Source organism: Chitinophaga pinensis DSM 2588 (assembly GCF_000024005.1).
GTDB lineage: Bacteria > Bacteroidota > Bacteroidia > Chitinophagales > Chitinophagaceae > Chitinophaga > Chitinophaga pinensis.
In genome coordinates this window covers 3,252,605-3,275,137 of record NC_013132.1, presented here as the reverse complement: position 1 = coordinate 3,275,137, position 22,533 = coordinate 3,252,605, and the positions used below count along the sequence as shown (strand labels likewise).

Here is a 22,533-nt window from a genome sequence, read left to right as displayed (position 1 = left end):
GATCGATGGTAAACCAGTTAAGCAAATCCTAATCGCAAGGCAGAATGATCAACGGCGTTGTCTAATGCTGCCTGAAATATAAAAAAGGAGCGCTCCATCTTTCGATAGAGCGCTCCTTTTTTATGCCTGTTAGTTGATATCGGTTTGTCTATACTTTGACTATAGTCATCCTTCCTTAGTACTCCGTTTATATCGTAGCATCAACGTAGAATAACTATAGTAAGCTTACAGGATGCCCCATTATTTACTGCGAAAATACGCGTTTTTCCCGCCTCAGCCTTCTAAAAGTTATCTGGCGCGATACCTATTGTTATTAGTAGCACAGGATGCAAATACTCATACGGCCCCGGATAAGGCCGACCTAAAGAATTAGTATCCGTGATGCTATCGGGAAACGAAAGGAATAAGCAATTGTTCTTAATCTGTATGTTTATTTACCGCTTGCTTTAGTGTTGGGTATAAAATCAATCCTATCACGAAGCCGCTGAGCCATCCACCAATATGCGCAGCATTATCAATATCGCCTGTCATACCCATGATCAGGTTATACGCGATAAAAACCAGGGTGCTCACAAGTGCGGTCCTGGCTATCTCCGGTGGATAAACTTTCGTAATCAATGGTGCAACAAACACACCATACAATCCGAATACTGCACCTGAAGCACCGACGCTAACACCTACATCACGCCATTCGGCGTATATACCCGTAAGCGGCAACCTGCTGATTTCCCTGATCGTATTCGGCTCCGTCAATTTACCGGCGGCCGTTGAGATATAGTACTGGGCAATAATTACCGGCACGGTCAGGAATATCCGGGTAAGCATACAATACAGATCTTTCAGATTACTACGGCCAGATAACTGCAGCATTAGCAATACTAAATCTGCCCCGGAGGTAAATCCATGCTGCTATGGCTGCCAATCCTGCGCGAATTGCAAAATGTGTAACACCTTCTTTTAACTGGAACAATTCCAGCCTGATGATGAGCAACCAATGTAAAAAAGTATAACCGGTTGTTAGTCCGATAAGTAGCAACAAATAGGGCTTGAAAATGATATGCAGTTTACTTTCATTGTTTAGGGCTCCAATCGGATCAATTTGCTGTATTGCGCTGGTCCTGTCAAAGTTAAAAGAAAGCAGCATATCATATTGCTATCTCAAAATTGTAACAAGTTCTTCGAACGGCTTACGTACCTTTTTCAATGGCAGGTTCCAGTCATTGACCTCATTGCGGTAACCCAATGCCAGCAGCATGGAACTCTTCAGTCCTTTTGCGGGTAATTGAAGGAGATCATCTAACGCAGTCGCATTAAACCCTTCCATAGGGGTTGCGTCGATCCCATTCAGGGCAGCGGCAGCTACTGCCAGTCCGAGGGCAATATGGGCCTGTTTGGCTGCATGGTGAAAGTTTTCATCCAGGCTGAGTTGTCCGAAGTATTGTTTGGCAAACCGGCGTTGTTTGTCGGCCGCCCCTGGTTCCAGCCCCCTTTCTTTTGTCAGGTGATCAAATACCCGGTCAATCCTTTCCGGACAATATTCATCCCAGGCCGCAAATACGAGTAAATGCGAAGACTCCACTACTTGTGGCTGGTTCATAGCAATGGGAAGTATCTGTTGTCTGAGTTGCGGGTTACTGATGACGATGATCTCGTAAGGTTGCAGCCCGATACCGGAAGGCGCCAGGTGGGCTGCTTTTAAGATCATATTTAGCTGTTCTTCCGGTACCACCGCTCCCGTCATCCGCTTGGCGGCATATCGCCACTGTAAGGCATCTATCAGTGACAGGTTGAATATCTTGCTCATCGTTTTGTATTTTAATTGTTTCCGATGATGCAAAGATCGGTTGACCGGTGGGCGTCGTCCATTGACAATTACCTGAAAAAAAAGCAAACAAATGTCAATGGATATGGACTACTTACTTTTTAGCCGCGTTCTTACGGATACGCGTCAGGGTTTCGGGAGTAATGCCGATATAAGAGGCAATCATGTGCTGGGGCACGCGATTGGCAATAGCAGGGTGTTTTTCGAGGAATTGCTGGTATTTCTCTTCTGCCGACAGGCTAATGTTAGCAAGTATACGGTTCTGAGACACCAGGAAGCTCTTTTGCAGAATGTTGTTCACCAGGTTGTTTAACTGAGGGATCTGCTGACAAAGCCCATCAAAATCCTCTTTTTTTATGAGCACGACTTCCGAATCTTCAATAGCATCGATATTCAGGCGGGAGGGAGTTGCGTGCATCAGACTTTCACGATCGCCACACCAGTAGTTTTCCGGTGAAAAGTTCAGGATATGTTCCATTCCATTGTCATTGACAGAAAATGTTTTCAGGAAGCCACGACAGACAAAGGCGTTATATTTCCAGACATCTCCTTCCTGCAGCAGATACTGCTTCTTACGGAGCTTCTTCACGATCGCCACTTCTGCAATGGCAGCGATTTCCTCCTCCGACAATTCAATCTTTTCCGTCAGGTATTTCTGAAAAGCAGCAAACATAGTATTGAGTTGTATTGATAGTCGGTAAAGATATTAAATGGGCGCAATAATTGTTTGTATAAAGGCCCGGGGCGTATACTTTACTATTGAATCGGCAAGTATAACAGGGATTTAAACAAGAGAAACCAGCTTCTCCTTCAAAATCAATACACTGGCTTTAAACCGGCTTTATTTTAAAATTTCTTCTTATTTATTAAAATATTCGTTCCAGCTGTTCGTCTTATTGATTAAAACAGGATTTTTATTCATATGGTTAGAAGGTTTTTATTGATACTATTACTCTTCCTGGCAGGTGATCTGTATTTTTACCAGGCAGTTACTACGCTTTCGCACAATCCGACACTCGACCTCAGCTATTGGCTGATTGATATATTATTGATCGCGGGGATTATAACCGCCATCGTGCTGCTCAGATCAGGCAGACATGTACAGCGTTTTATGGCAGTGTTGATGTCTACAATGCTGCTGATCTTTATTCCTAAGTTATTCTCCTCATTGTTTCTGCTGGCCGAAGATATCATCCGGGTATTCCGGGGCTTCCCTCCCAGAAGCATTTATGTGAGCGAGGCTGCACTGGCCGTGGCTACGGTGCTTTTCCTCGCTATTCTGTTCGGTCTGACGCGGGGCAAGCACTTTTACAAGGTTAAACGGGAGACGCTTCATTTCCCCGACCTCCCGGAAGCATTTGACGGCTTTACTATCACCCAGATCTCTGATGTACACTCCGGTAGCTTTAGCGATGCTGCAGGCGTACAGAAAGGACTCGATCTGGTGAACGCCCAGAATAGTGACTTGCTCCTGTTTACAGGCGACCTGGTCAACAATATGGCTTCCGAAATGGACCCCTGGATACCTATGTTCACCAAACTGAAAGCGCCTTATGGTAAGTATTCCGTGCTGGGCAATCATGACTATGGCGACTATATCCGTTGGGAATCGCCTGCAGCAAAAGAAGCAAACCTTACACGCGTTAAGGCAGTCCATGGGGAAATCGGTTTCAATCTGTTACTGGACGAGGCTGTTAAAATCACCAAACAAGGACAAAGCATTGCGCTGATCGGCGTAGAGAACTGGGGAAAAGGCGGCTTTCATAAATATGGCGATCTGAAAAGAGCGACTGCTCATGTACCTGACAACGCCTTTAAAATACTGATGTCTCATGACCCTTCTCACTGGGATGAAGTGACGGTAGACCATGACCAGCATGTACATCTTACACTTGCCGGACATACCCATGGCATGCAGTTCGGTATTGAACTGTTTGGTTTCAAATGGAGTCCGATCAAATATTTCTATAAGCAATGGGCGGGTATGTACAGCCAGGATGGTAAATACCTGTATGTGAACAGAGGCTTCGGCTACCATGGCTTAAAAGGCCGGGTAGGCATATGGCCGGAGATCACAGTGCTGACCCTGAAACGGGGGAATGCCGCTTAAGCGATGTAAACCGTGCCGGTGTTAAACGCACCGGCATGGTTTGCTGTTTACCCTCTGACACCTTTATATACCAGTTTAGTAAAGAAGTCCGGTCCGATCACGAAATTACCCCACTGTGCATCGTAATCACGCGTAGGCTTCGCTGCAATCACTTCCTTGAGGGACATACCGCTTTTCTTCAGTTTACTTACCTTATCGTTAATCGCTACCAACATATCCCTGTAGGCCGTCAGCTGTTGCTTATCTCCTACCGGACCATGTCCCGGAACTATCAATGTTTTATCCTTAGCGATGCTCACATTATGATCAGCTGCTTTGATCATGCCACCGATGCTTCCACCAGTGTTGTAGTCAATAAATGGATAAAAGCCATTCCACCAGGTATCTGCTACATGCAGTACATCACTATCCGGGAAATATACAGAAATGTCTGAGTCTGTATGTGCAGGTGCATAATGCCAGAGCTGGAGGGTCTCTCCCTCGAATGGCAGCATATATTCCTTTTCAAATACGATTGCAGGCAAAGCGTCTGCCGGTGCAGGTGGAAAGGTATAGTTCCAGTCCTCTACCCGGACCGTCTGTGAGAGCCGCTTCCGTGTGTTGGCGTGTGCGATGATCTTTGCGCCTGCCTGGTGTACCCATTCGTTACCACTGGCGTGATCAAAATGCCAATGCGTATTGATCAGGTACTGGAGGGGCGCCTGGCTGATAACGCTTATCTGCGCTTTCATTTTATCTTTCGACACATCAATACCCGCGTCCACCAGCAAATTGCCTTTCTTTCCTGCTGCCAGGATGATATTGCCGCCGGAACCATCCAGTAAGGTGAGATTGCCGCGTAATGGTTTAGCTACTACCGGCGACTTCCTGGCTTCGCCGATGATCATTGTAACCGGACTTTCTGCTTGTGCAAATACTGATTTCGGGGAGAGCATAAAGGCGCCGGCCAGCACGCCTACCGAGGATATAAAATGCCTCCGGTCCATGGAATGTTGTTGTGATTTCATATGTGTCTTTTTTTTCGTGGCAAAGGGAAATGCTTTGTCCCTCTGTCTGAACCAATTCCGGTGCCAACAGAACAACTTATTAACAAACAATCACTTGCAACACACAACTAGTGAATATCAGAAACGATATTTCGCTAAATAGTTTCAGGGCGTGAATGATGCGGATGTGTATGTGAGAAGAGTGATAATTTATTAAATCCTTACTTTTTTAATTAAATTTAAGCCAGGGGGAAATCTTTATATTTTCAGTGGTGAACGAATACACACATAATGATACCGACCAGGAACTGCTCAGTCTTATCAAAACAGGGTCAGAAATAGCATTTCAGCAATTATTTCAACGACATTGGGAAAAGCTGTTCGTATCCGCCAGTAAGAAACTGGGCGACCAGGAACTGGCGCAGGAACTTGTGCATGACTTGTTCCTGGATCTCTGGCGACGCAGGGAAGAACTTGCAATAGTGAATCTTCCGGCATACCTCGGAAAGGCCCTCCAATACCGCATTATCAATAAACTGATTTCTAAAAAAGATAAGTTCTTCTTTGAGTTACTGGAAAATACAGAAGAATCGCTTTACAAAGCAGATCAGGCCCTGCTGGAAAAAGACCTGACTGCTCTGATCATATCGTGGGCAGAAATACTGCCGGAAAGACGGCGTCAGATATTTATACAATATTATCTCCACCACCTCACTACCCTTGAAATTGCCGATAATCTCAGGATATCCCAGAAAACGGTACAAAACCAGCTTAGCATCTCTATACAGGATTTAAAGGCACATTTCGGCCATTTGCTTATACTTCTGGTCCTGCTGGACGAAACTTTGTAAATCTTTTAAAAAAAGTGGCCAAAGGTCGGGAAAGCGCTCCTTTTTTGCTGACTATATAGTTAAAGCCACCAGTTATGTACAATTCGGGTAAGGATCAACAATACTTTTTCAAGCTGCTCAGCAGGTATAACGAAGGAAAAGTTACACCGGAAGAAGCGGCATTTGTTGATCGTTACCTTGAATTACTGGATTACCGGGAAAAAGATGTTCTAAAAGATTTCGACCAGCAAAAAGTCCAGATAGCGGCCAGTATGCAGGAACGGCTGCTAGAAAGCATCCGGCATGAGCCGGTTGTAAACCGTATATACCCTGTACGCAGATGGCTTACAGCAGCGGCTGCTGTCCTGTTATTACTCGGTAGCGGATATTATTTCTTTGAGAGGCAACATACACCGGCAAAACATCAGACGGCTCAGCATACGGATATTCTTCCCGGAAAAACCGGCGCCATTCTCACCTTAGCGGATGGCAGTAAAATTGTACTGGACAGTTCACGGAACGGCGTAATCGCTATGCAGGGTAACACCACAATACAACTGAACAACGGAAAAATACGCTATAATAAAGGTGGCCATGAAAGCTCCCCTGCAAGTAAGCCGGTGGGATACAATACGATCACTACGCCTCGTGGCCGCCAGTATCAGCTGGTATTGCCTGACGGAACCAGTGTATGGCTGAATGCGGCCAGCAGCCTTAGCTATCCGACTGATTTCAATGGGAAGGAGCGCAGGGTAAGGGTAAGTGGTGAGGCTTATTTTGAAGTTGCCAGTAATGCCAGTCAACCATTTATAGTAACAGTCAACGATGCGACTACCATCCAGGTATTAGGCACGAAATTCAACATCAACGCTTACAAAGATGAATCCAGTATTAATACGACCTTATTACAGGGGGCAGTAAAGGTCACCTACCGGAAGGCATCGCAACTGCTGAAACCAGGACAAGCCGCACAGATCAGTCAGGAGCTGCGGTTGATACCAACAGCTGATGTCAACGGCGTAATCGCATGGAAAGAAGGTGTATTCGCATTTAATAATGCCGATCTGCCAACTGTCATGCGACAGCTCGCGCGATGGTATGATATTGAAGTGAGCTATGAGGGCAGCGTATCAGCGGCTACGTTTACAGGGGAAATAGATAAAAGCCTGACCTTATCACAGGTATTACAAGGATTAACAGCTACAAGCATCAACTATAAAATCGAAGGAAACAGATTAATTATTATTCAGCATTAAAGAGAACCAAAATCGCGTGAACTAAATGAAAAAACCGGGTGCAAAGATTGGCGTCCTACCCCCGGTTTTCGTTTAAGTCTTGCTTATTACTCAACATTAAACGTTGCAAATGTATGCAAATCATGGGTTATTTCAATCCCGGCGTCCCCCCTATGCCTACGGGGACCAGATCAACCAAAAAAGTACTTGTGATGAAATCAATCATCCTCTTTTTCTTCATGGTCGTGCTACATATCAGTGGCAGTGTATCGGCTCAGACAGTCACTTTTACCAGTCAGTCAGCGTCATTACAGAAAGTATTTGCCAGCATCCGGCAACAAACGGGCTACAAGTTTTTCTACCGTAACGAAGATCTGCAGGATTCCAAACCAGTCACAGTACAGTTGAAAGATATGCCTTTGATCAGGACATTGCAGATCATCCTGGCCAATCAGCCCCTGACATATAATATACAGGGCAAAACGATTTTCATCAGCCGTAAGGCTTCGTCAATAGTGGAACCTGCCGCTGTTGAAGCCGTAAATCATTCTTATATTGTCGGCACCGTCAAAGACGATCAGGGCCAGCCTCTGCCCAATATTACTGTTATGTTGCGTAACAGGTATCGGTACGTTATAACCAATGAAAAAGGAATATTTACGTTATACGGCCTGGTTCCTGATGATACACTTCAATTCAGCAGCATTAATCACGAAAGTGTAGTAGTCCCTTACTTTCAATTGTCAGAGAATATGACTGTTATCATGCGTTCACGTATTAGTGCATTATCAGCAGTAACCATTTACAATACCGGGTATCAGCAGGTGAGCAAGGAAAGGGCTACCGGGTCATTCGGCAAACCGGATATGGAAGTATTCAGAGAACGTGTCAGCACCTTTGACGTAGTGGGCCGTCTTGAGGGACAGATACCTGGCCTTACGGTAGGAACGGGCAGCACTACATCGGGTAGAACGGGTAACGGGTTCTCAACGAGGTCGAGTGTGATCAGGGGATATTCTACTATCAGCGGCGGACAACCAACCAATCCATTGTATGTGGTAAATGGCGTGATCACCACAGATTTCAGTTCTGTGAATCCGGATGATATTGAAGATATCACGGTCTTAAAAGATGCTGCAGCAGCAGCTATCTGGGGTGCAAGAGCTGCGAATGGCATTATTGTTATAAAGACTAAAGAAGGTAATAAAAATCAAAAACTAAGCGTCAGCTACACAGGTTCCATCAGTTTTCAGGGCAAGCCGGACTTTGACTACAGTCAGCGTATGAATAGTGCTCAATATATTCAGGCTGCCAGAGAAACATTTGACCCTGTTAATTATCCATGGAGTTCACTGGCCACACAGGTGGTGCTGCCGCATGAGGTAGTGCTCTATAATCAGTACCGGGGCCTTATCAGCGCTGAACAGGCTAATAAAAGCCTGGACAGTATGGGGCGCATTGATAACCAGTCACAGATAAAAAACCTGTTCTATCGCAATCCGGTAACGACCAATCATACGGTGTCTGTGTCGGCTGGCAATAATGTGTATGCACTCTATGCTTCACTGGGCTGGACAGGTGTACAGGATAACGTTCCCGGTAATAAGAACAACACCTATAAAGTCAATCTTAGCCAAAGCTTCAATGCAGGAAAACGGATCAGCGTTACATTAAACACCTCCCTGATCAACAGCGTTTCGAGCAGAAAGAATGTGCCATCCGTGGATAATTCTTTTGTGCCATACCAGTTATTTGTTGACGAACACGGCCAGCAGCAGAACCTTGCGTTTACAAACGGCTGGTCGGATTCTACCCGCAATAACTACTCAAGAAGAAGCAGGGTGAACCTGGATTATTATCCCTTACAGGAAATTAACTATGCTCATTCCAATACCAATACGATCAGTATCAACATGACAGCTAATGTTGGTATCAGATTGTGGAAAGGACTTAGTTTCCAGGGGACTTACGGCTACCTGAAAGCGCCAGGCACCCTGAGCACATTCACAGACAGTCGCGCCATTGGCCAACGTAAACAGTTGTTATCATTCACAGTGGCACCTACAGCGGCATCTGCGCCGGTGTATTACCTGCCGGAGAATAACAGCTTATATATTTCCAACAATAATGACCAGCGCAACTGGACGGTGCGTAACCAGCTGATATATACCACCACCCCCAGAGCAGGAAAGGATGCGCTGACCTTACAGGCAGGTCAGGAGGCACAGGAAGCAAGTGCATCACGGACCACAACAAACGTGGTTGGCTATGATGAAGCCCTTGGCACCTACCCGTTAATTGACTATGCCCGTTTACGGCAGGGCGTATTTGGCACTGTAACAGGCTTTGGCTTTTTCAGTACGCAGCCTTACCAGATATTCAGTCAGCTGACCCGTTTTACTTCCTGGTTTGCATTGGGCAGTTATACTTTTGATCATAAATATAGTCTGGATGTCAGCTGGCGCCAGGATCACAGTAATCAGTTTGGCAGCGATATATCTGTACAGAATAAACCGGTTTGGAGTGCAGGCGGTAAATGGCAGTTACGTAACGAAAGCTTCATGCAACAGGTGAAATGGGTCGATGCGCTGGCATTAAGAGCGACCTACGGCATCACCGGCAACTCTCCTTATGTGGGTGCGGCTTCATTGTATGATATATTAAATGCGCAACCACAGTCGCAGACCGGTGGCGTAGCCGGAGATGCACTGACACTGAACCAGCCGGCTAACAGAAAGCTGGCGTGGGAAAGAACCCGGACCATCAATGCAGGAATAGACTTTTCCGTACTGCGTAGCCGTATCTCCGGTGCGATCGATATGTACAGTAAAACTACTACGGACCTGCTGGGAAGTGTGCCTTTAAATCCATTTACCGGCTTTAGCAGCCAGACTGGAAATGTAGGTAAACTAGTCAACAAAGGGATCGAATTCTCCCTGCGCACGGTAAACATCAGGAAACAGGACTGGAGCTGGTCCAGCAGCCTGGTATTCAGTTATAATTATAACAAACTCGTGTCTTACGCGACATTGAATCCTTCACTCAATACGGCTAGCTACAAAATATTTGCGCCCTTTTGGATAGGATACAATTCCAAGCCCTTATTTGGCTATCAGTTCGCAGGACTGGACAATGTAGGAGATCCGCAGATCAGGCTGGCAGATAAAACAGTGACGAAAGCTCCTAACGTTACAAAACCGGAAGACATCATATATATGGGTACTACTCAACCGCCGGTCAATGGAGGATTTACCAACCGTTTCCAGTATAAGGGGCTTTCGCTTACAGTGAATATGATTTTTAATACAGGCGCCGTCATGCGCAGGAACGTCAATATCTTCTATAGCGGCAGAATGCCTACTTCTACATCGCTGGGAGGCAATAATCTGTATACATCATTCCAGGACCGCTGGAAACAACCGGGAGATGAATTAAAAACTGATATTCCCGCATATGTTTCCAACCCAGGTATCAGCTATTCACGCAGGGATATCAACTACTATGCTTATGGCGACAACAACGTCATAAGCGCATCCTATATCAAAGTACGGGATCTGACCCTGGCTTATGAACTACAGGCAGCTGCGCTGCGCTTCCTGAAACTACAAAGACTAAACATTTATGCACAGACCACCAATTTCCTGATCTGGACGGCCAATGATGAGCGGATAGATCCGGAAACAGGTTTCCCGGGCGCACTGTATAAACACCAATACAACCTGGGGATAAATGTTACACTTTAATTCAATTAAACAGAGAAGGATGAGAAAGCTTATATATATCACCATCATGGTTTCCTTTATTGCCTGCAAGGATAGTTTCCTGGAGGTAGTTCCGCTGGGATCACAGGTAGCAGTAACAACAGACGACTATGATAAACTGATGAATGATCCGGCATATTATCTTCAGTCATTTGCAGGCGGCTGGCAGGAACAAACCCTCATGGAAGATGATATTGATGCAGAGGAAGTTTATCTCTTACAGGGTAGTCAGCAGATGCTGCGACTCTTTCAGTGGCAAGATGTCATTTACCAGCAACAGGATCAGGCGCCGTGGGCGGTAACGCTCTGGCTGGAGCAGTTATATTCCCTGAACAAGATTATCAACGAAGTGATGGTTTCCAGCGGAGGCTCCAATGAGCAGAAAAGATCTATTCGTGCACAGGCGCTGGCAACCCGTGCATGGACCTATTTCCAGTTCATCAACTTCTATGGCAAACCTTATGTTGAAAGCACTGCTGGAAATGATCCGGGCTTTCCTATCATAGAACAGGCAGATGTGAGTATGACCGGCTTCACACGCGCATCTGTACAGTCAGTGTACGATTTCATTATTAAAGATCTCAATGCGGCTATTGCAGACTTACCGGTAAAACCGCTGATACAGACCAGGATGTCCCGGCCTGCTGCTGAAGGATTACTGGGCAAAGTATATCTGTATATGGGACGGAATGATGATGCATTAAAAACGTTCAATGCTGCATTTACTGATCTGGCGGGCAGCGATAGCCATTTGTATGATTATAATCAGACACTGGCTCCAGGTGGCGCTTTTCTACCTGTAGATATGATGATCGGACCCTCTCAGGGGCCGGGCAATAACCAGAACGACCTCACGGAAGCGGTGATATCGAAAGTATTCTACAACGGACCTTACAGTGGTAATCAGCTCGGGAATAATGGTCTGGTACTGGCGCCATGGGCAGCGGCATTGTATGGTGCATCAGACCTGCGGCTGCAGTTATATACCAACACCAATCCTGATCTGTCGCCCAATACCGGCGGCCGTCTCCGGAAATATGGCGTACAATATGCAAGAATGGGCCTGCAATTACCTGACCTTTATCTGCTTCGCGCAGAATGTAAGGCACGTCTGAATGATCTGCAGGGGGCAGTGGCTGATATAGAAACCCTTCGCAAAAACCGTATGCCTGCTGCCGACGCTACTATTCCGGCTAGCATCGCAGGTAACCAAACGGCGCTGATCCGTTTCATATTTGACGAGCGCGTCCGTGAGTTTGCTGCTGAAGGCTATCGGTGGTTTGATATGCGAAGACAGTCTGTAGATCCCCTGTTCGCCGGTCAGGTATTCACACATACACTCCATAAGGCAGATGGTACAGCAGCTACCTATACACTAAAGCAACCCAACCGCCTTGTGCTACAGTTGCCGCCCACATTAGTTAATGCTAATCCGGGTATACCAAACAATCCTTAATCCAACACAAAAAAATAATCAATGAACAGTATTGTAAAGCTGGAGCATTTATCACATCGCTACACCAGCTCATGGGCAATCCGTGACATCAATATGGAGATCAGTCAGACTGGTATAGTAGGTCTGCTTGGTTCTAACGGCGCAGGTAAATCCACTACGATGAACATTCTGTGCGGCGTACTGAACCAGACAGAAGGTAATGTATTTGTCAATGGTATCAATATGCGGGAAAACCCAGAGCTGGCAAAACAGGCTATCGGATTTCTTCCACAACATCCTCCTTTATACATGGACCTGACGGTAGACGAGTACCTCACTTACTGCGCCGGTCTGCGCCTCATGCCAAAAGAAAAAATTCAGCCGGCATTGAAGGAAGCGAAGGAACGTTGCGGTATTGCACATTATAGTCAGCGCCTGATCCGTAATCTTTCCGGTGGTTACCGGCAGCGTGTGGGTATTGCGCAGGCTATTATACACCGGCCATCACTTGTTGTGTTAGATGAACCGACTAATGGACTCGACCCTAACCAGATCATTGAAGTAAGGTCACTGATCAAAGAGATCGCTACAGACCGTGCGGTAATATTTTCATCTCACATCCTGTCAGAGATACAGTTGTTGTGCAAGGAGATCAAAATGATAGAAAGCGGTAGAATTGTGTTTGCAGATACAATGGACGCCTTCAATAACTATGTCGAACCACACAGTGTGCTACTCCATATGGAGAACCCTCCACCGGTGGCAGCATTCATGGAGATAGCCGGTGTTACTAAAACAGAGTTTCTGACGGAAAGACAGGTACGCATTTATTTCAGTGGAGATCAGGATATATCAGAACGTCTCATCACTGCAAGTGTACAACAAGGCTGGAGACTGAGAGAGATCAGTCTTGATAAGACCGCTCTGGACGAAGTATTTAAACAATTATCCAATCAATCATCACAATAAAGCAGCATGAAGACGGTTTTCAGAATTGCGAAAACAGAATTACGTACCCTTTTTTATTCCCCTATAGCATGGTTTTTATTGATCGCTTTCCTGGTTCAGTGCGGCATGGCGTATATTGCTGGTCTTGACAGTAATGCGCGCACACAGGAAATGGGCGGTATGGGACTGGAATATATGACCCGCCTGACTGACCGTATTTTTGCAAGCAAAGGCGGCGTATACAGTGTGGTAATGCAAACACTGTATCTCTATATACCGTTGCTGACCATGGGGCTGATAAGTCGCGAGGTCAATAATGGCACTATCAAATTACTTTACTCCTCCCCTGTTAAGGTCAGCGAGATCGTATTTGGCAAATTTCTGGCGATGATGGTTTACAATCTGCTCATGATATTGATATTGGGCATTTTCATTGCCGACGCCCTCGTCCATGTCAATCATGCAGACGCAGGTATGCTGCTTTCTGCTTCTCTGGGCTTCTATCTGCTTCTATGTGCTTACTCCGCCATCGGCCTGTTTATGTCCAGCCTCACCTCTTATCAGATTGTGGCAGCAGTATGTACATTCATCATGATTGGCGTATTGACTTATATCGGTACTTTATGGCAGGGTATTGCATTCGTAAGGGATCTCACTTACTTCCTTTCGCTCAGCGGACGTACTGAGAAAATGCTGGGCGGATTGATTACCAGTAAGGACCTCATCTACTTCGTTATGATCATTTACATTTTCCTTGGTCTCAGCATTTTTAAACTGAAGGCAGGAAGGGAATCCAAACCATTTGCCGTAATAGCCGGCCGGTATGCCACCATTATTACTTCAGCGCTGGCAATCGGGTATATCACATCCCGACCTGCATTAGTGGCCTATTATGATGCAACGGCCAACAAGTCAAGGACACTTACACCTAACGCGCAACATATTATTAAAGAGCTGGGGGATACGCCACTGGAAGTCACTGCATACAATAATATGCTGGGACAATTCTATTATTTCGGTGCTGAAGAGTACCGTAATATGGACATTGCCCGCTGGGAGCCTTACATGCGTTTTAAAGACAATATAGACCTGCAATACGTTCAATACTATGACAGTGTATTAGATAATCCAGGCATGATGCGTTTTTACCCTGGTAAAGATCTGCAGGAGGTAGCTACACAACGTGCCAAAGGCATGGGACTAAAGATCTCACAGTTCAAGACACCCGCGGAAATCCGCAAAGTAATGGATCTGCGTCCTGAAGGCAACCGTTATGTCATGCAGTTAAAATACAAAGACCGTGTTACGCTATTACGTGTGTTTGACGATCAGGCACAGTGGCCGGGAGAAACAGAAGTAACTGCTGCATTAAAACGCCTTTTACAGGCAAAAATCCCTAAAGTCGCGTTCCTGACAGGCAATCTGGAAAGGAGTATTGAGAAAACGGGAGAACGGGAATACAATACGCTGACGAAGCGGAATAGTTTCCGATATGCGCTCGTTAATCAGGGTTTTGATGTAGATACCGTTTCATTGGAATACCCTGGTGTTCCTGCGGACATTTCAACACTGGTCATCGCAGACCCTAAAACTGATCTCAGTGGTATTGCACTGCAAAGAATCCGGAGATATATAGATAACGGCGGTAATCTCCTTATTGCCGGAGAGCCGGGCAAACAGGCGGTCCTGAACCCCATGTTGCAACAGCTGGGCGTACAATTGATGGACGGAACTGTCGCACAACCAAGCAAAGACATGACACCCGATGTGGCTTTGCCATTAATGACCGCTACGGCTGCAGGCTTCTCCAAAACCCTGGCAAAAGCGTTTAAAGATAGTGTAGTGATATCAATGCCGGGAGCCGCAGGACTTTCTTACAGTGATAGTATTTTCCAGGTAAAACCTTTGTTAGTAACAGACGCAGGGAAAAGCTGGGTAAAGAAAGACAAACTGGTGGCAGATTCCGCCGACATATTATACAATCCGGCCAATGGAGATGAGAAAATAGCCGTTACTACTGCTGTAGCACTTACCCGCAAAGTACATGACAGGGAACAGCGTATTGTGGTAGCTGGAGACGCGGACTTCCTCAGCAATTCAGAGCTATCACGATATGATGTAAAAACAGCCAATTTCTCCTTTAACACCGCTCTTTTCAGCTGGTTAAGTTATGGTGAATTTCCGATTGACACGTTCCGTCCGGATGCAAAGGATACCCGTGTATCAATAAGTAGCGATAAAGTGGAATTACTGAAAATTTTCTATCTATGGGTATTACCAGGTGTCCTTATCGCTTTTGCTACTATTCTGCTCATCAGGCGTAAAAGGAAATAAAGCATATGTTATTTACTACAGACAAACAGACGCTGGAAGACCTGAATATATTCGGGAGACATGGCGGGAATGCGGTGTACAATATCTTTAACCAGACGATTTCACGTGGAGGCGCTGCGCTACTGGAAGACATGTTCCGTCATCCATTGTCAGATCATATCACGATCAACAGGCGCAGCAGTATTATTCAGCAATTTGCAAAACCGGGTACTGAATATCCTTTTTCTGCCGTGCTCTTTGATGCCGTGGAGCCATACCTCGGCAATACGGATGAACGGACAAAACTGTCAGCCGATGACCAGTCCATCAGCAAAAAACTGGCGGACATGATCGCAGCAGACGGAAATATGCAGATGGTTTATAAAGGAGTACAGGCATTGGTGGAGATAATGCAAAGTACACAGGCTTTTGTTGACAGGAAAGAAGGAGGCACCGCATATGAAACTGACAGGAACACGCTCGCTTCCCTTCTTTCAGCGCCGGCATTTTCCCCGGTGCTGGCACATCGGGGAAAATTGTCTCATGCTACGATCGCATCTTATGATGTACTCCTGCGTTTCCGCCACCGGGAGTTGATTCAGCAATTACTGCATCAGCTCTATTACCTGGATGTATACCTTTCTGTAGCAAAGGTAGCCGCAGCACGTGGATTTGTATTTCCAAGCGCCCTTGCACGGGGCTCCTGTAGTGCTATTGTGGAAGGGGTGTATCACCCGCTGTTGAAAAACGCAGTACCCAATACCGTCCATATCACGGAAGAAAATAATGTACTCTTTCTGACCGGAGCGAATATGGCAGGGAAGTCTACATTTATGAAATCGCTCAGTATTGCATTGTTCCTGGCGCATATGGGATTTCCCGTTGCTGCGGCTAAAATAGAATTCTCCGTACTGGATGGTATTTACACGACGATTAATCTGCCCGACAATCTTGGTATGGGCGCAAGTCATTTTTATGCGGAAGTACTACGGGTGAAGAAAATAGCCCAGGAACTCAGCCAGGGAAAGCATCTGTTCATTGTGTTTGACGAGTTATTCAGAGGCACTAATGTGAAGGATGCCTATGAAGCCACCATTGCTATCGCGAAAGGATTTGCCGGTAAGCGTAACAGCATATTCGTTATTTCCACGCACATCATCGAAGCGGGAGAAATATTGAAAGCAGCATGTGCGAATGTACATTTTGTCTACCTGCCTACGCGTATGGAAGGCGACAGACCCGTATATTCCTATACACTCGAAAGTGGTATTACAAATGACCGGCATGGTATGATCATCATTCACAATGAAGGCATTCTTGAAATGCTGGAAAACGGCTTGTCCAAAAAGAAATGAGCATGAGTTTTATAGCTGATAAGCAAACGCTGGAAGACCTGAATCTGCTCGGCAGGTTCAAGCCAAACTCCATCTATAACCTTTTTTGCAAAATCAAAACCACCGGAGGGGACCGACTGCTGGAACGTATGTTCCAGCAGCCCCTTATTGATCCTGCCGCTATTAACAAACGTAGCGCCACCTTCCGGTACTTTCAGGAGCGGCAACTATCTTTCCCTTTCACTAATGAACGTTTTAAGCTGGCAGAAAACTACCTGATCATGGGTGGAGGGACAGGGCTGTCCGTTATTCTCAAAAAGAAACTGAATGCATTTCTGAATGACGATGCGTATGAAAAACTGCGCAATGGATTGGCTGCTGCTATAGATGTATTGCTTGCTTTCCGGACTTTTCTGCAACAACTTACAGATTTTGCGGATGCAAACGCCTGGCGCAAAATATTGTCTCAACTCAGCTGGCTGGATAATGCCCATGATTTGTCTATCATGACCGTAGCCCGGTATGACCGTCAGCTGCGACATACGTTGCGTGCGGAAATGGAAACCCTACTGGAGGGTATTTACCAGCTGGATGTTTATATCGCTGTCAGCGATGTGGCCCGGCAACGGGGCTTTCATTATGCGACTGCATTGCCGGCCTTTCCTGCGATGTTCCATTCCACAGCATTACGACATCCTGCACTCAACGCAGGGATCAGTAATCCAGTTGCACTTAGCGAGGAATCCAATGTCATTTTCCTGACAGGCGCAAATATGGCGGGCAAATCTACCCTGATGAAGTCGATTGGTATTGCTGTTTATCTGGCGCACATGGGTTTCCCCGTAGCGGCAGCTGATATGAAATTCTCTGTTCGCGACGGCCTTTACTCTTCTATTAATGTGCCTGATAATCTGAATCTGGGATATAGTCATTTTTATGCAGAGGTACTCCGGGTTAAACAGGTAGCCGCCGAAGTCGCTGCCGGAAAAAACCTGCTGGTGATCTTTGACGAGCTGTTTAAAGGTACTAATGTCAAAGATGCTTATGATGCTACATTGGCAGTCACCGCTGCATTTGCCCGCTATCATCATTGCTTTTTTATCATTTCTACGCATATCATTGAAGTGGGACATGCACTGGCATCAAATCCCAGTCTGCAGTTCTGCTATCTGCCTACTTTGCTGGAGGGTACAATCCCCAGGTATACGTACAAGCTTGAAGAGGGGATCACGAATGACCGGCATGGTATGACAATTATCGAGAATGAGCGGATACTCGCATTACTGGAAGGATAATCTTTTTTCCACAAGACAAATGATTGATTCAACCTAAACAAAAAAGTTCTGTCAGTAATGGCAGAACTTTTTTGTTTAGGCTGAATACAAAAACACCAGCCCATGACTGGGCCGGTGTACTACTTAAAACCTACAACTGTTACACTTAAAGTGCATCGTATACTAAACTGTTATTTGCATGAGTACTTCATGCGTGATATCGTTATGGATATATTCCTGTCCCGGTACTATTAAAATGGCAACAGCGATACCGTTATATTCGCATACGGTATGGTACTGATATTATTGGAAAGGAAATACTTATTGGATTTCTCATTCCGTTCATACTGTCTTGAGGTCAGCGGGGTCAGTACGCCGCCGTTCACCCCTAACATTAAAAGCTTACCTACACGAAATTCCAATCCCGGGCCCGTTTTCAGGTCCACAGAAGAGAAACTTGCATCTGCGGGCAGTACTGCATGTGACAGGCGGAAGAAGGAAACAGAACCGGCTATAGCGCTACCGAAGGTGAACCAGCTTCTTTTTGACAAAGCAGTTCTTACACCAATACGTTGCGGCAAACTGATATCCAGTTCCAGCTTGTTGGGGAACATATGCCAGTATACAAACAGCGGCAAGACCGGAATATTGACCGCCGGATCGACGTTTAATAAAAGGCCCAGGCTTACATTGGTAGTACGTGTCTGTTTCAGTTGAAAGATCATCCCACCCAGGAAACTGATCTTCTGTGCCAGCCGGTAATCGTCCGAGAGGACGGTAAGACTACCTGTATAAATCACCCGACGGCCAAACAGGGAATCTACCCGCTGAAAGGAGGCGCTTACCCCTACCGTCACCTTATTCATCGCCGTATCATGCACATTTATATCAGCCGGCATATACACCTTATTGCTCACCAGGTTGAAGTACTGGTGGAATAAGCTGAAAGAAGCAGTGACCTTATTCTTTCCCCAGGCCACTACCGGTACGTTAACAAGCGCTGAAGTGCGTATCTGGGATATTTTGCCGTCAAACAGGTTATTGCCATAGAGCTTACCATTAATATCTGCATTAGATACAAAATCAGTAGAGACCATGACCTGCCGTAAAGACACGCTCCTGATGGCCGCCTCCCGTATATACACCTTCTTTATTGAATCTATCATTCTCTTCTGCGCAGGAGGCACCTGCCCCTGCCCCATCAGTTCATTTGTAACAAAAACAGCAAAAAGGCCGAAGTAAAGAGAGGACTTCATCAGCGATGTGTTTAATTTGTTGTGGTAAAAGAATCCCAGCCGGCAGCCGGAACAAGTCATTTGTTACAGCTGCCGTTATCTGGTTATAAAGAAATATGATCAGGTAGTACTTAACCTGGTATCAGGTGTTGATTTTTTCTGGAAGCGGTTCTTCAGTCGCTCGATGATGACGTACATGGCAGGTACCACAAATAAGGTCAGGATCATTGAACTGGTCAGGCCACCGATGATTACCCAGGCCATGCCGTTTTTGATCTCAGAACCAGCACCTGTTGCCAATGCGATGGGCAACATCCCCAGGATCATGGCGAGGGTTGTCATCAGGATAGGACGGAGACGTTCTTTCCCTGCTTCGATCAATGCATCATTCACACTCCGTCCTTCTTCTTTCAGCTGGTTGGTGAAATCGACAATAAGGATCGCATTCTTCGACACCAATCCCAACAACATAATGACACCGATGATGGAGAAGATATTCAGTGTCTCCATAGCTAAAGCCAGTGCCAGCAGCGCACCAATCAGTGCAACTGGTATAGAGAACAATACTACAAACGGATAGATGACACTTTCATACAGGGCCACCATGATCAGGTATACCAGCAGAATCGCGGTTATCAGTGCCAGTCCCAGACTGGAGAATGCATCCCCCTGGTTTTTCACGTCACCCAGGTATTCTACAGATACACCTGGCGGTAATTTAATACCAGCCACTTTTTTCTTTATATCCTCAGCCACTGTTCCTGATGGACGCCCGGCCACATTGGAGTTTACAGTAATAGAGTTCAGGCGATCACTTCTTTCCAGTACGCTTTCTCCCATTGTTTCCTTTACATCTGCAAACTGACTTAACACAAAGCGTTGTCCGTTATTGTTGGAAAACGTGAGGTTCTTTACATCATTGATATTGGATCTGTCATAGCGGTCAAGACTCACCAGGATATCGTATTCATTTCCTCCCTGTTTGAATTTACTATTATCATTACCGCTGAATGCATTCTGTAATGCTCCGCCGACCTGGGCGGCGTTAATACCCAGCAGTGTCATCTTCTCACGATCCAGCTTTACTTCAATCTGTTGTTTAGGGGCTTTTACAGATAATTGTACGAACTGTGTACCCGGCACACTGGCTACTTCTTTCATGTATTGTTCTGCGATAGAGCGCACAGCTTTCAGGTCCAATCCTTTGATGGCGATCTGAATAGGCGCCTGGGTACCATTACCTGTAATGGAGGTAGGAGAAGCGGTGACCTTTGCACCGGGAACAGCAGCGGTCAGCTCCCTTTGTATCATGATACCAAACTCCTCCGCCGTCATATTCCGTTCATCAGCACCTTTCAGGGTAACCGTCAATTCTGCCCGGTTGGCATTGTTGCCGCTTCCGGCTACGCCACCTGTGATAAAGCCGATACTTGAAAATACCTTGTCTACTTCCGGACGCTTCATGACTATCTTTTCTACTTCCTGGGTCACCATGTTCGTCTGGTAAATACTGGAAGAAGGATTCAGTTCAAGATTGATCATGAGCTCTCCCTGATCTCCCGAAGGGATAAAAGAAGCGCCAATAAAACCCTTTGCCAGCAGCATAACAGATCCAATGATCATGACGATGACACCTGACAGTAACCAACGTTTCTTTTTCAGCATCACCACCAGTAAGCGGGCATAACTTTCTTTTATGTTGTCGATCAGGCGTTCAAAGCCCAGGTTGGCTTTACCCCACCAGCTTTTCGGATTAAGATATTCCAGGCGACCAAACCGGCTGGCCAGCATAGGCGTCACAGTAAAGGACACAAAGAGGCTCATCAGCGTAGATACTACTACAACCAGTGAGAATTCGCGGAGAATGGCCCCTATAATGCCCCCTGACATCGCCAGCGGCAGGAACACGACCACGTCCACCAGGGTGATGGCCATGGCCGTAAAACCGATCTCATTACGTCCTTCCAGGGCAGCTGTTCGTCTGTCTGATCCCATTTCCAGGTGTCTGTAAATATTTTCCAGCACCACAATAGAGTCATCCACCAGGATACCTACCACCAGCGAAAGGGCCATCAACGTCATCAGGTTGAGGGAGAAGCCCAGCAGGTACATGGCAATGAAGGTCGGAATCATTGATGATGGCAGTGCCACCATTACAAACATGGAACTCCGGAAGCTGTGCAGGAAGGCGAGCATCACAATACCTACAATGACTACGGCCAGTACCAGGTCTTCCATTACTGCGTCGGCGGAACGGAGTGTGTATGTAGACTGATCCGTGGAAATAGTAAATTTCAGCTGGTTGTTTTTATACTGTCCTTCGATACGTTCGAAAGCGGCTTTTACCTGCCGGCTTACGTTCACGGCGTTTGCGTCTGATTGTTTGATGATCTGGATACCGATAGAAGGCACCCCGTTGATGTGGTTAATCGCGGTCGCTTTCGCAGTCGCGTCTACTACTTCTGCCACATCCCGTAAATAGATACTCCCCTTTCCTGGTTGCTGACGGACGATCAGATCGCGCAGCTGTGCAACGGAAGCAACATTCGCATCATATTGAATAGTGAACTGCTGTTCTGTTGTTTCGATGCTACCTGCCGGAAATGACTGATTCGCGTTATTCACCGCATTCGTCACATCGGAAATACTTAATCCGTAGGCCCACAGTTTACTTTGATCCACATTAATCTGGATCTGTCTTTCATCTCCCCCGATAATATTCACCTGTCCTACCCCTGTTACGTTCTGAAGGATCGGACGCAGTTGTTTATCTACGAATTCATACATTGCGGCGGGCGTCAGGTTAGATGTGACACCGGCACGTACCACAGGCGCTTCTTCCAGGTTGACTTTATTCACCAGCGGACGATCAGCATCATCGGGTAGATCGTTGATGGCCTGATCTGCCTTACGCTGTACGTTTGCTTCTGCTTCGTCGATATTGGTACCGTTTTTAAACTGTATGATGATCTGTGAGATCCCTTCCTGGGAAGTGGAATTGATCTTATCCAGCCCTTCAATCGCCGCAAACACATCTTCCAGCTTCTTCGTAACAGATGATTCCACTTCCGAGGCCGAAGCGCCGGGATAGATCGTACTGACCGTGACCGTTGGCACTTCTATTTTTGGAAGCAGGTTATAATTCAGTTTATTGTAGCTGATCAATCCGAAAAGGATAAGCACCGTAAATATCACAATGATCAGTAAAGGCCGTTTTACGGCAACTTCTGCTATTGACATGAGCGATAAT

The 22,533-nt window shown here is 46.2% G+C and carries 15 protein-coding genes; 9 read left to right on the top strand and 6 right to left on the bottom strand.

Translation table 11 applies throughout. The features are described 5' to 3' along the window. Positions 1-417 precede the first annotated feature (417 nt). From CPIN_RS13365 to CPIN_RS13350, 3 genes are all read right to left on the bottom strand, one after another. The gene (locus tag CPIN_RS13365) at positions 418-870 is read right to left on the bottom strand and encodes a rhomboid family intramembrane serine protease (RefSeq protein ID WP_012790337.1); all 453 of its coding nucleotides are present in this window, start codon (positions 868-870) and stop codon (positions 418-420) included. A gap of 283 nt (positions 871-1,153) precedes the next feature. Further along, entirely contained in the window at positions 1,154-1,804 is a 651-nt protein-coding gene (locus tag CPIN_RS13355) for a nitroreductase family protein (RefSeq protein WP_012790335.1), read from the bottom strand. A gap of 112 nt (positions 1,805-1,916) precedes the next feature. After that, positions 1,917-2,495: a Crp/Fnr family transcriptional regulator gene (locus tag CPIN_RS13350; RefSeq protein ID WP_012790334.1), complete on the bottom strand. Its 579-nt coding sequence runs from the start codon at positions 2,493-2,495 to the stop codon at positions 1,917-1,919. Positions 2,496-2,744: 249 nt separating this feature from the next. On the opposite strand from CPIN_RS13350, the gene CPIN_RS13345 reads away from it, so the two are divergent. Further along, positions 2,745-3,932 carry a metallophosphoesterase gene (locus CPIN_RS13345; protein WP_012790333.1) on the top strand — a complete coding sequence of 396 codons (1,188 nt, stop codon included), beginning with the start codon at positions 2,745-2,747 and terminating at the stop codon, positions 3,930-3,932. Between the two features lie 47 nt (positions 3,933-3,979). On the opposite strand, the gene CPIN_RS13340 is transcribed toward CPIN_RS13345, so the two are convergent. Next, positions 3,980-4,939 (bottom strand): MBL fold metallo-hydrolase, encoded by a 960-nt coding sequence (locus CPIN_RS13340; protein ID WP_012790332.1) that lies wholly within the window; start codon positions 4,937-4,939, stop codon positions 3,980-3,982. Between the two features lie 251 nt (positions 4,940-5,190). On the opposite strand from CPIN_RS13340, the gene CPIN_RS13335 reads away from it, so the two are divergent. The 8 genes from CPIN_RS13335 to CPIN_RS13300 all read left to right on the top strand — a co-directional run bounded on the left by CPIN_RS13335 (position 5,191) and on the right by CPIN_RS13300 (position 18,069). Beyond that, positions 5,191-5,769, top strand: a complete 579-nt coding sequence (locus CPIN_RS13335) for an RNA polymerase sigma factor (RefSeq protein WP_187294764.1) — start codon at positions 5,191-5,193, stop codon at positions 5,767-5,769. A 74-nt stretch (positions 5,770-5,843) separates the two neighbouring features. Next, positions 5,844-7,004, top strand: coding sequence for a FecR family protein (locus CPIN_RS13330; protein WP_012790330.1), 1,161 nt, complete (start codon positions 5,844-5,846; stop codon positions 7,002-7,004). A gap of 191 nt (positions 7,005-7,195) precedes the next feature. After that, a complete protein-coding gene (locus tag CPIN_RS13325) occupies positions 7,196-10,726 on the top strand; it encodes a SusC/RagA family TonB-linked outer membrane protein (protein ID WP_187294763.1) in 3,531 nt (1,176 codons plus the stop codon). A gap of 19 nt (positions 10,727-10,745) precedes the next feature. Beyond that, positions 10,746-12,200, top strand: coding sequence for a RagB/SusD family nutrient uptake outer membrane protein (locus CPIN_RS13320; protein WP_012790328.1), 1,455 nt, complete (start codon positions 10,746-10,748; stop codon positions 12,198-12,200). 21 nt (positions 12,201-12,221) lie between these two features. Continuing rightward, positions 12,222-13,148, top strand: coding sequence for an ABC transporter ATP-binding protein (locus tag CPIN_RS13315; protein ID WP_012790327.1), 927 nt, complete (start codon positions 12,222-12,224; stop codon positions 13,146-13,148). Positions 13,149-13,154: 6 nt separating this feature from the next. Continuing rightward, positions 13,155-15,461 (top strand): DUF4350 domain-containing protein, encoded by a 2,307-nt coding sequence (locus CPIN_RS13310; protein ID WP_012790326.1) that lies wholly within the window; start codon positions 13,155-13,157, stop codon positions 15,459-15,461. 5 nt (positions 15,462-15,466) lie between these two features. Beyond that, positions 15,467-16,795: a MutS-related protein gene (locus CPIN_RS13305; protein ID WP_012790325.1), complete on the top strand. Its 1,329-nt coding sequence runs from the start codon at positions 15,467-15,469 to the stop codon at positions 16,793-16,795. A gap of 2 nt (positions 16,796-16,797) precedes the next feature. After that, a complete protein-coding gene (locus CPIN_RS13300) occupies positions 16,798-18,069 on the top strand; it encodes a MutS-related protein (RefSeq protein ID WP_012790324.1) in 1,272 nt (423 codons plus the stop codon). Positions 18,070-18,299: 230 nt separating this feature from the next. On the opposite strand, the gene CPIN_RS13295 is transcribed toward CPIN_RS13300, so the two are convergent. Beyond that, entirely contained in the window at positions 18,300-19,304 is a 1,005-nt protein-coding gene (locus tag CPIN_RS13295) for a DUF6268 family outer membrane beta-barrel protein (protein WP_012790323.1), read from the bottom strand. 99 nt (positions 19,305-19,403) lie between these two features. Continuing rightward, on the bottom strand, positions 19,404-22,523 hold the full coding sequence (locus tag CPIN_RS13290; protein WP_012790322.1) for an efflux RND transporter permease subunit: 3,120 nt from the start codon (positions 22,521-22,523) through the stop codon (positions 19,404-19,406). Positions 22,524-22,533 lie beyond the last annotated feature (10 nt).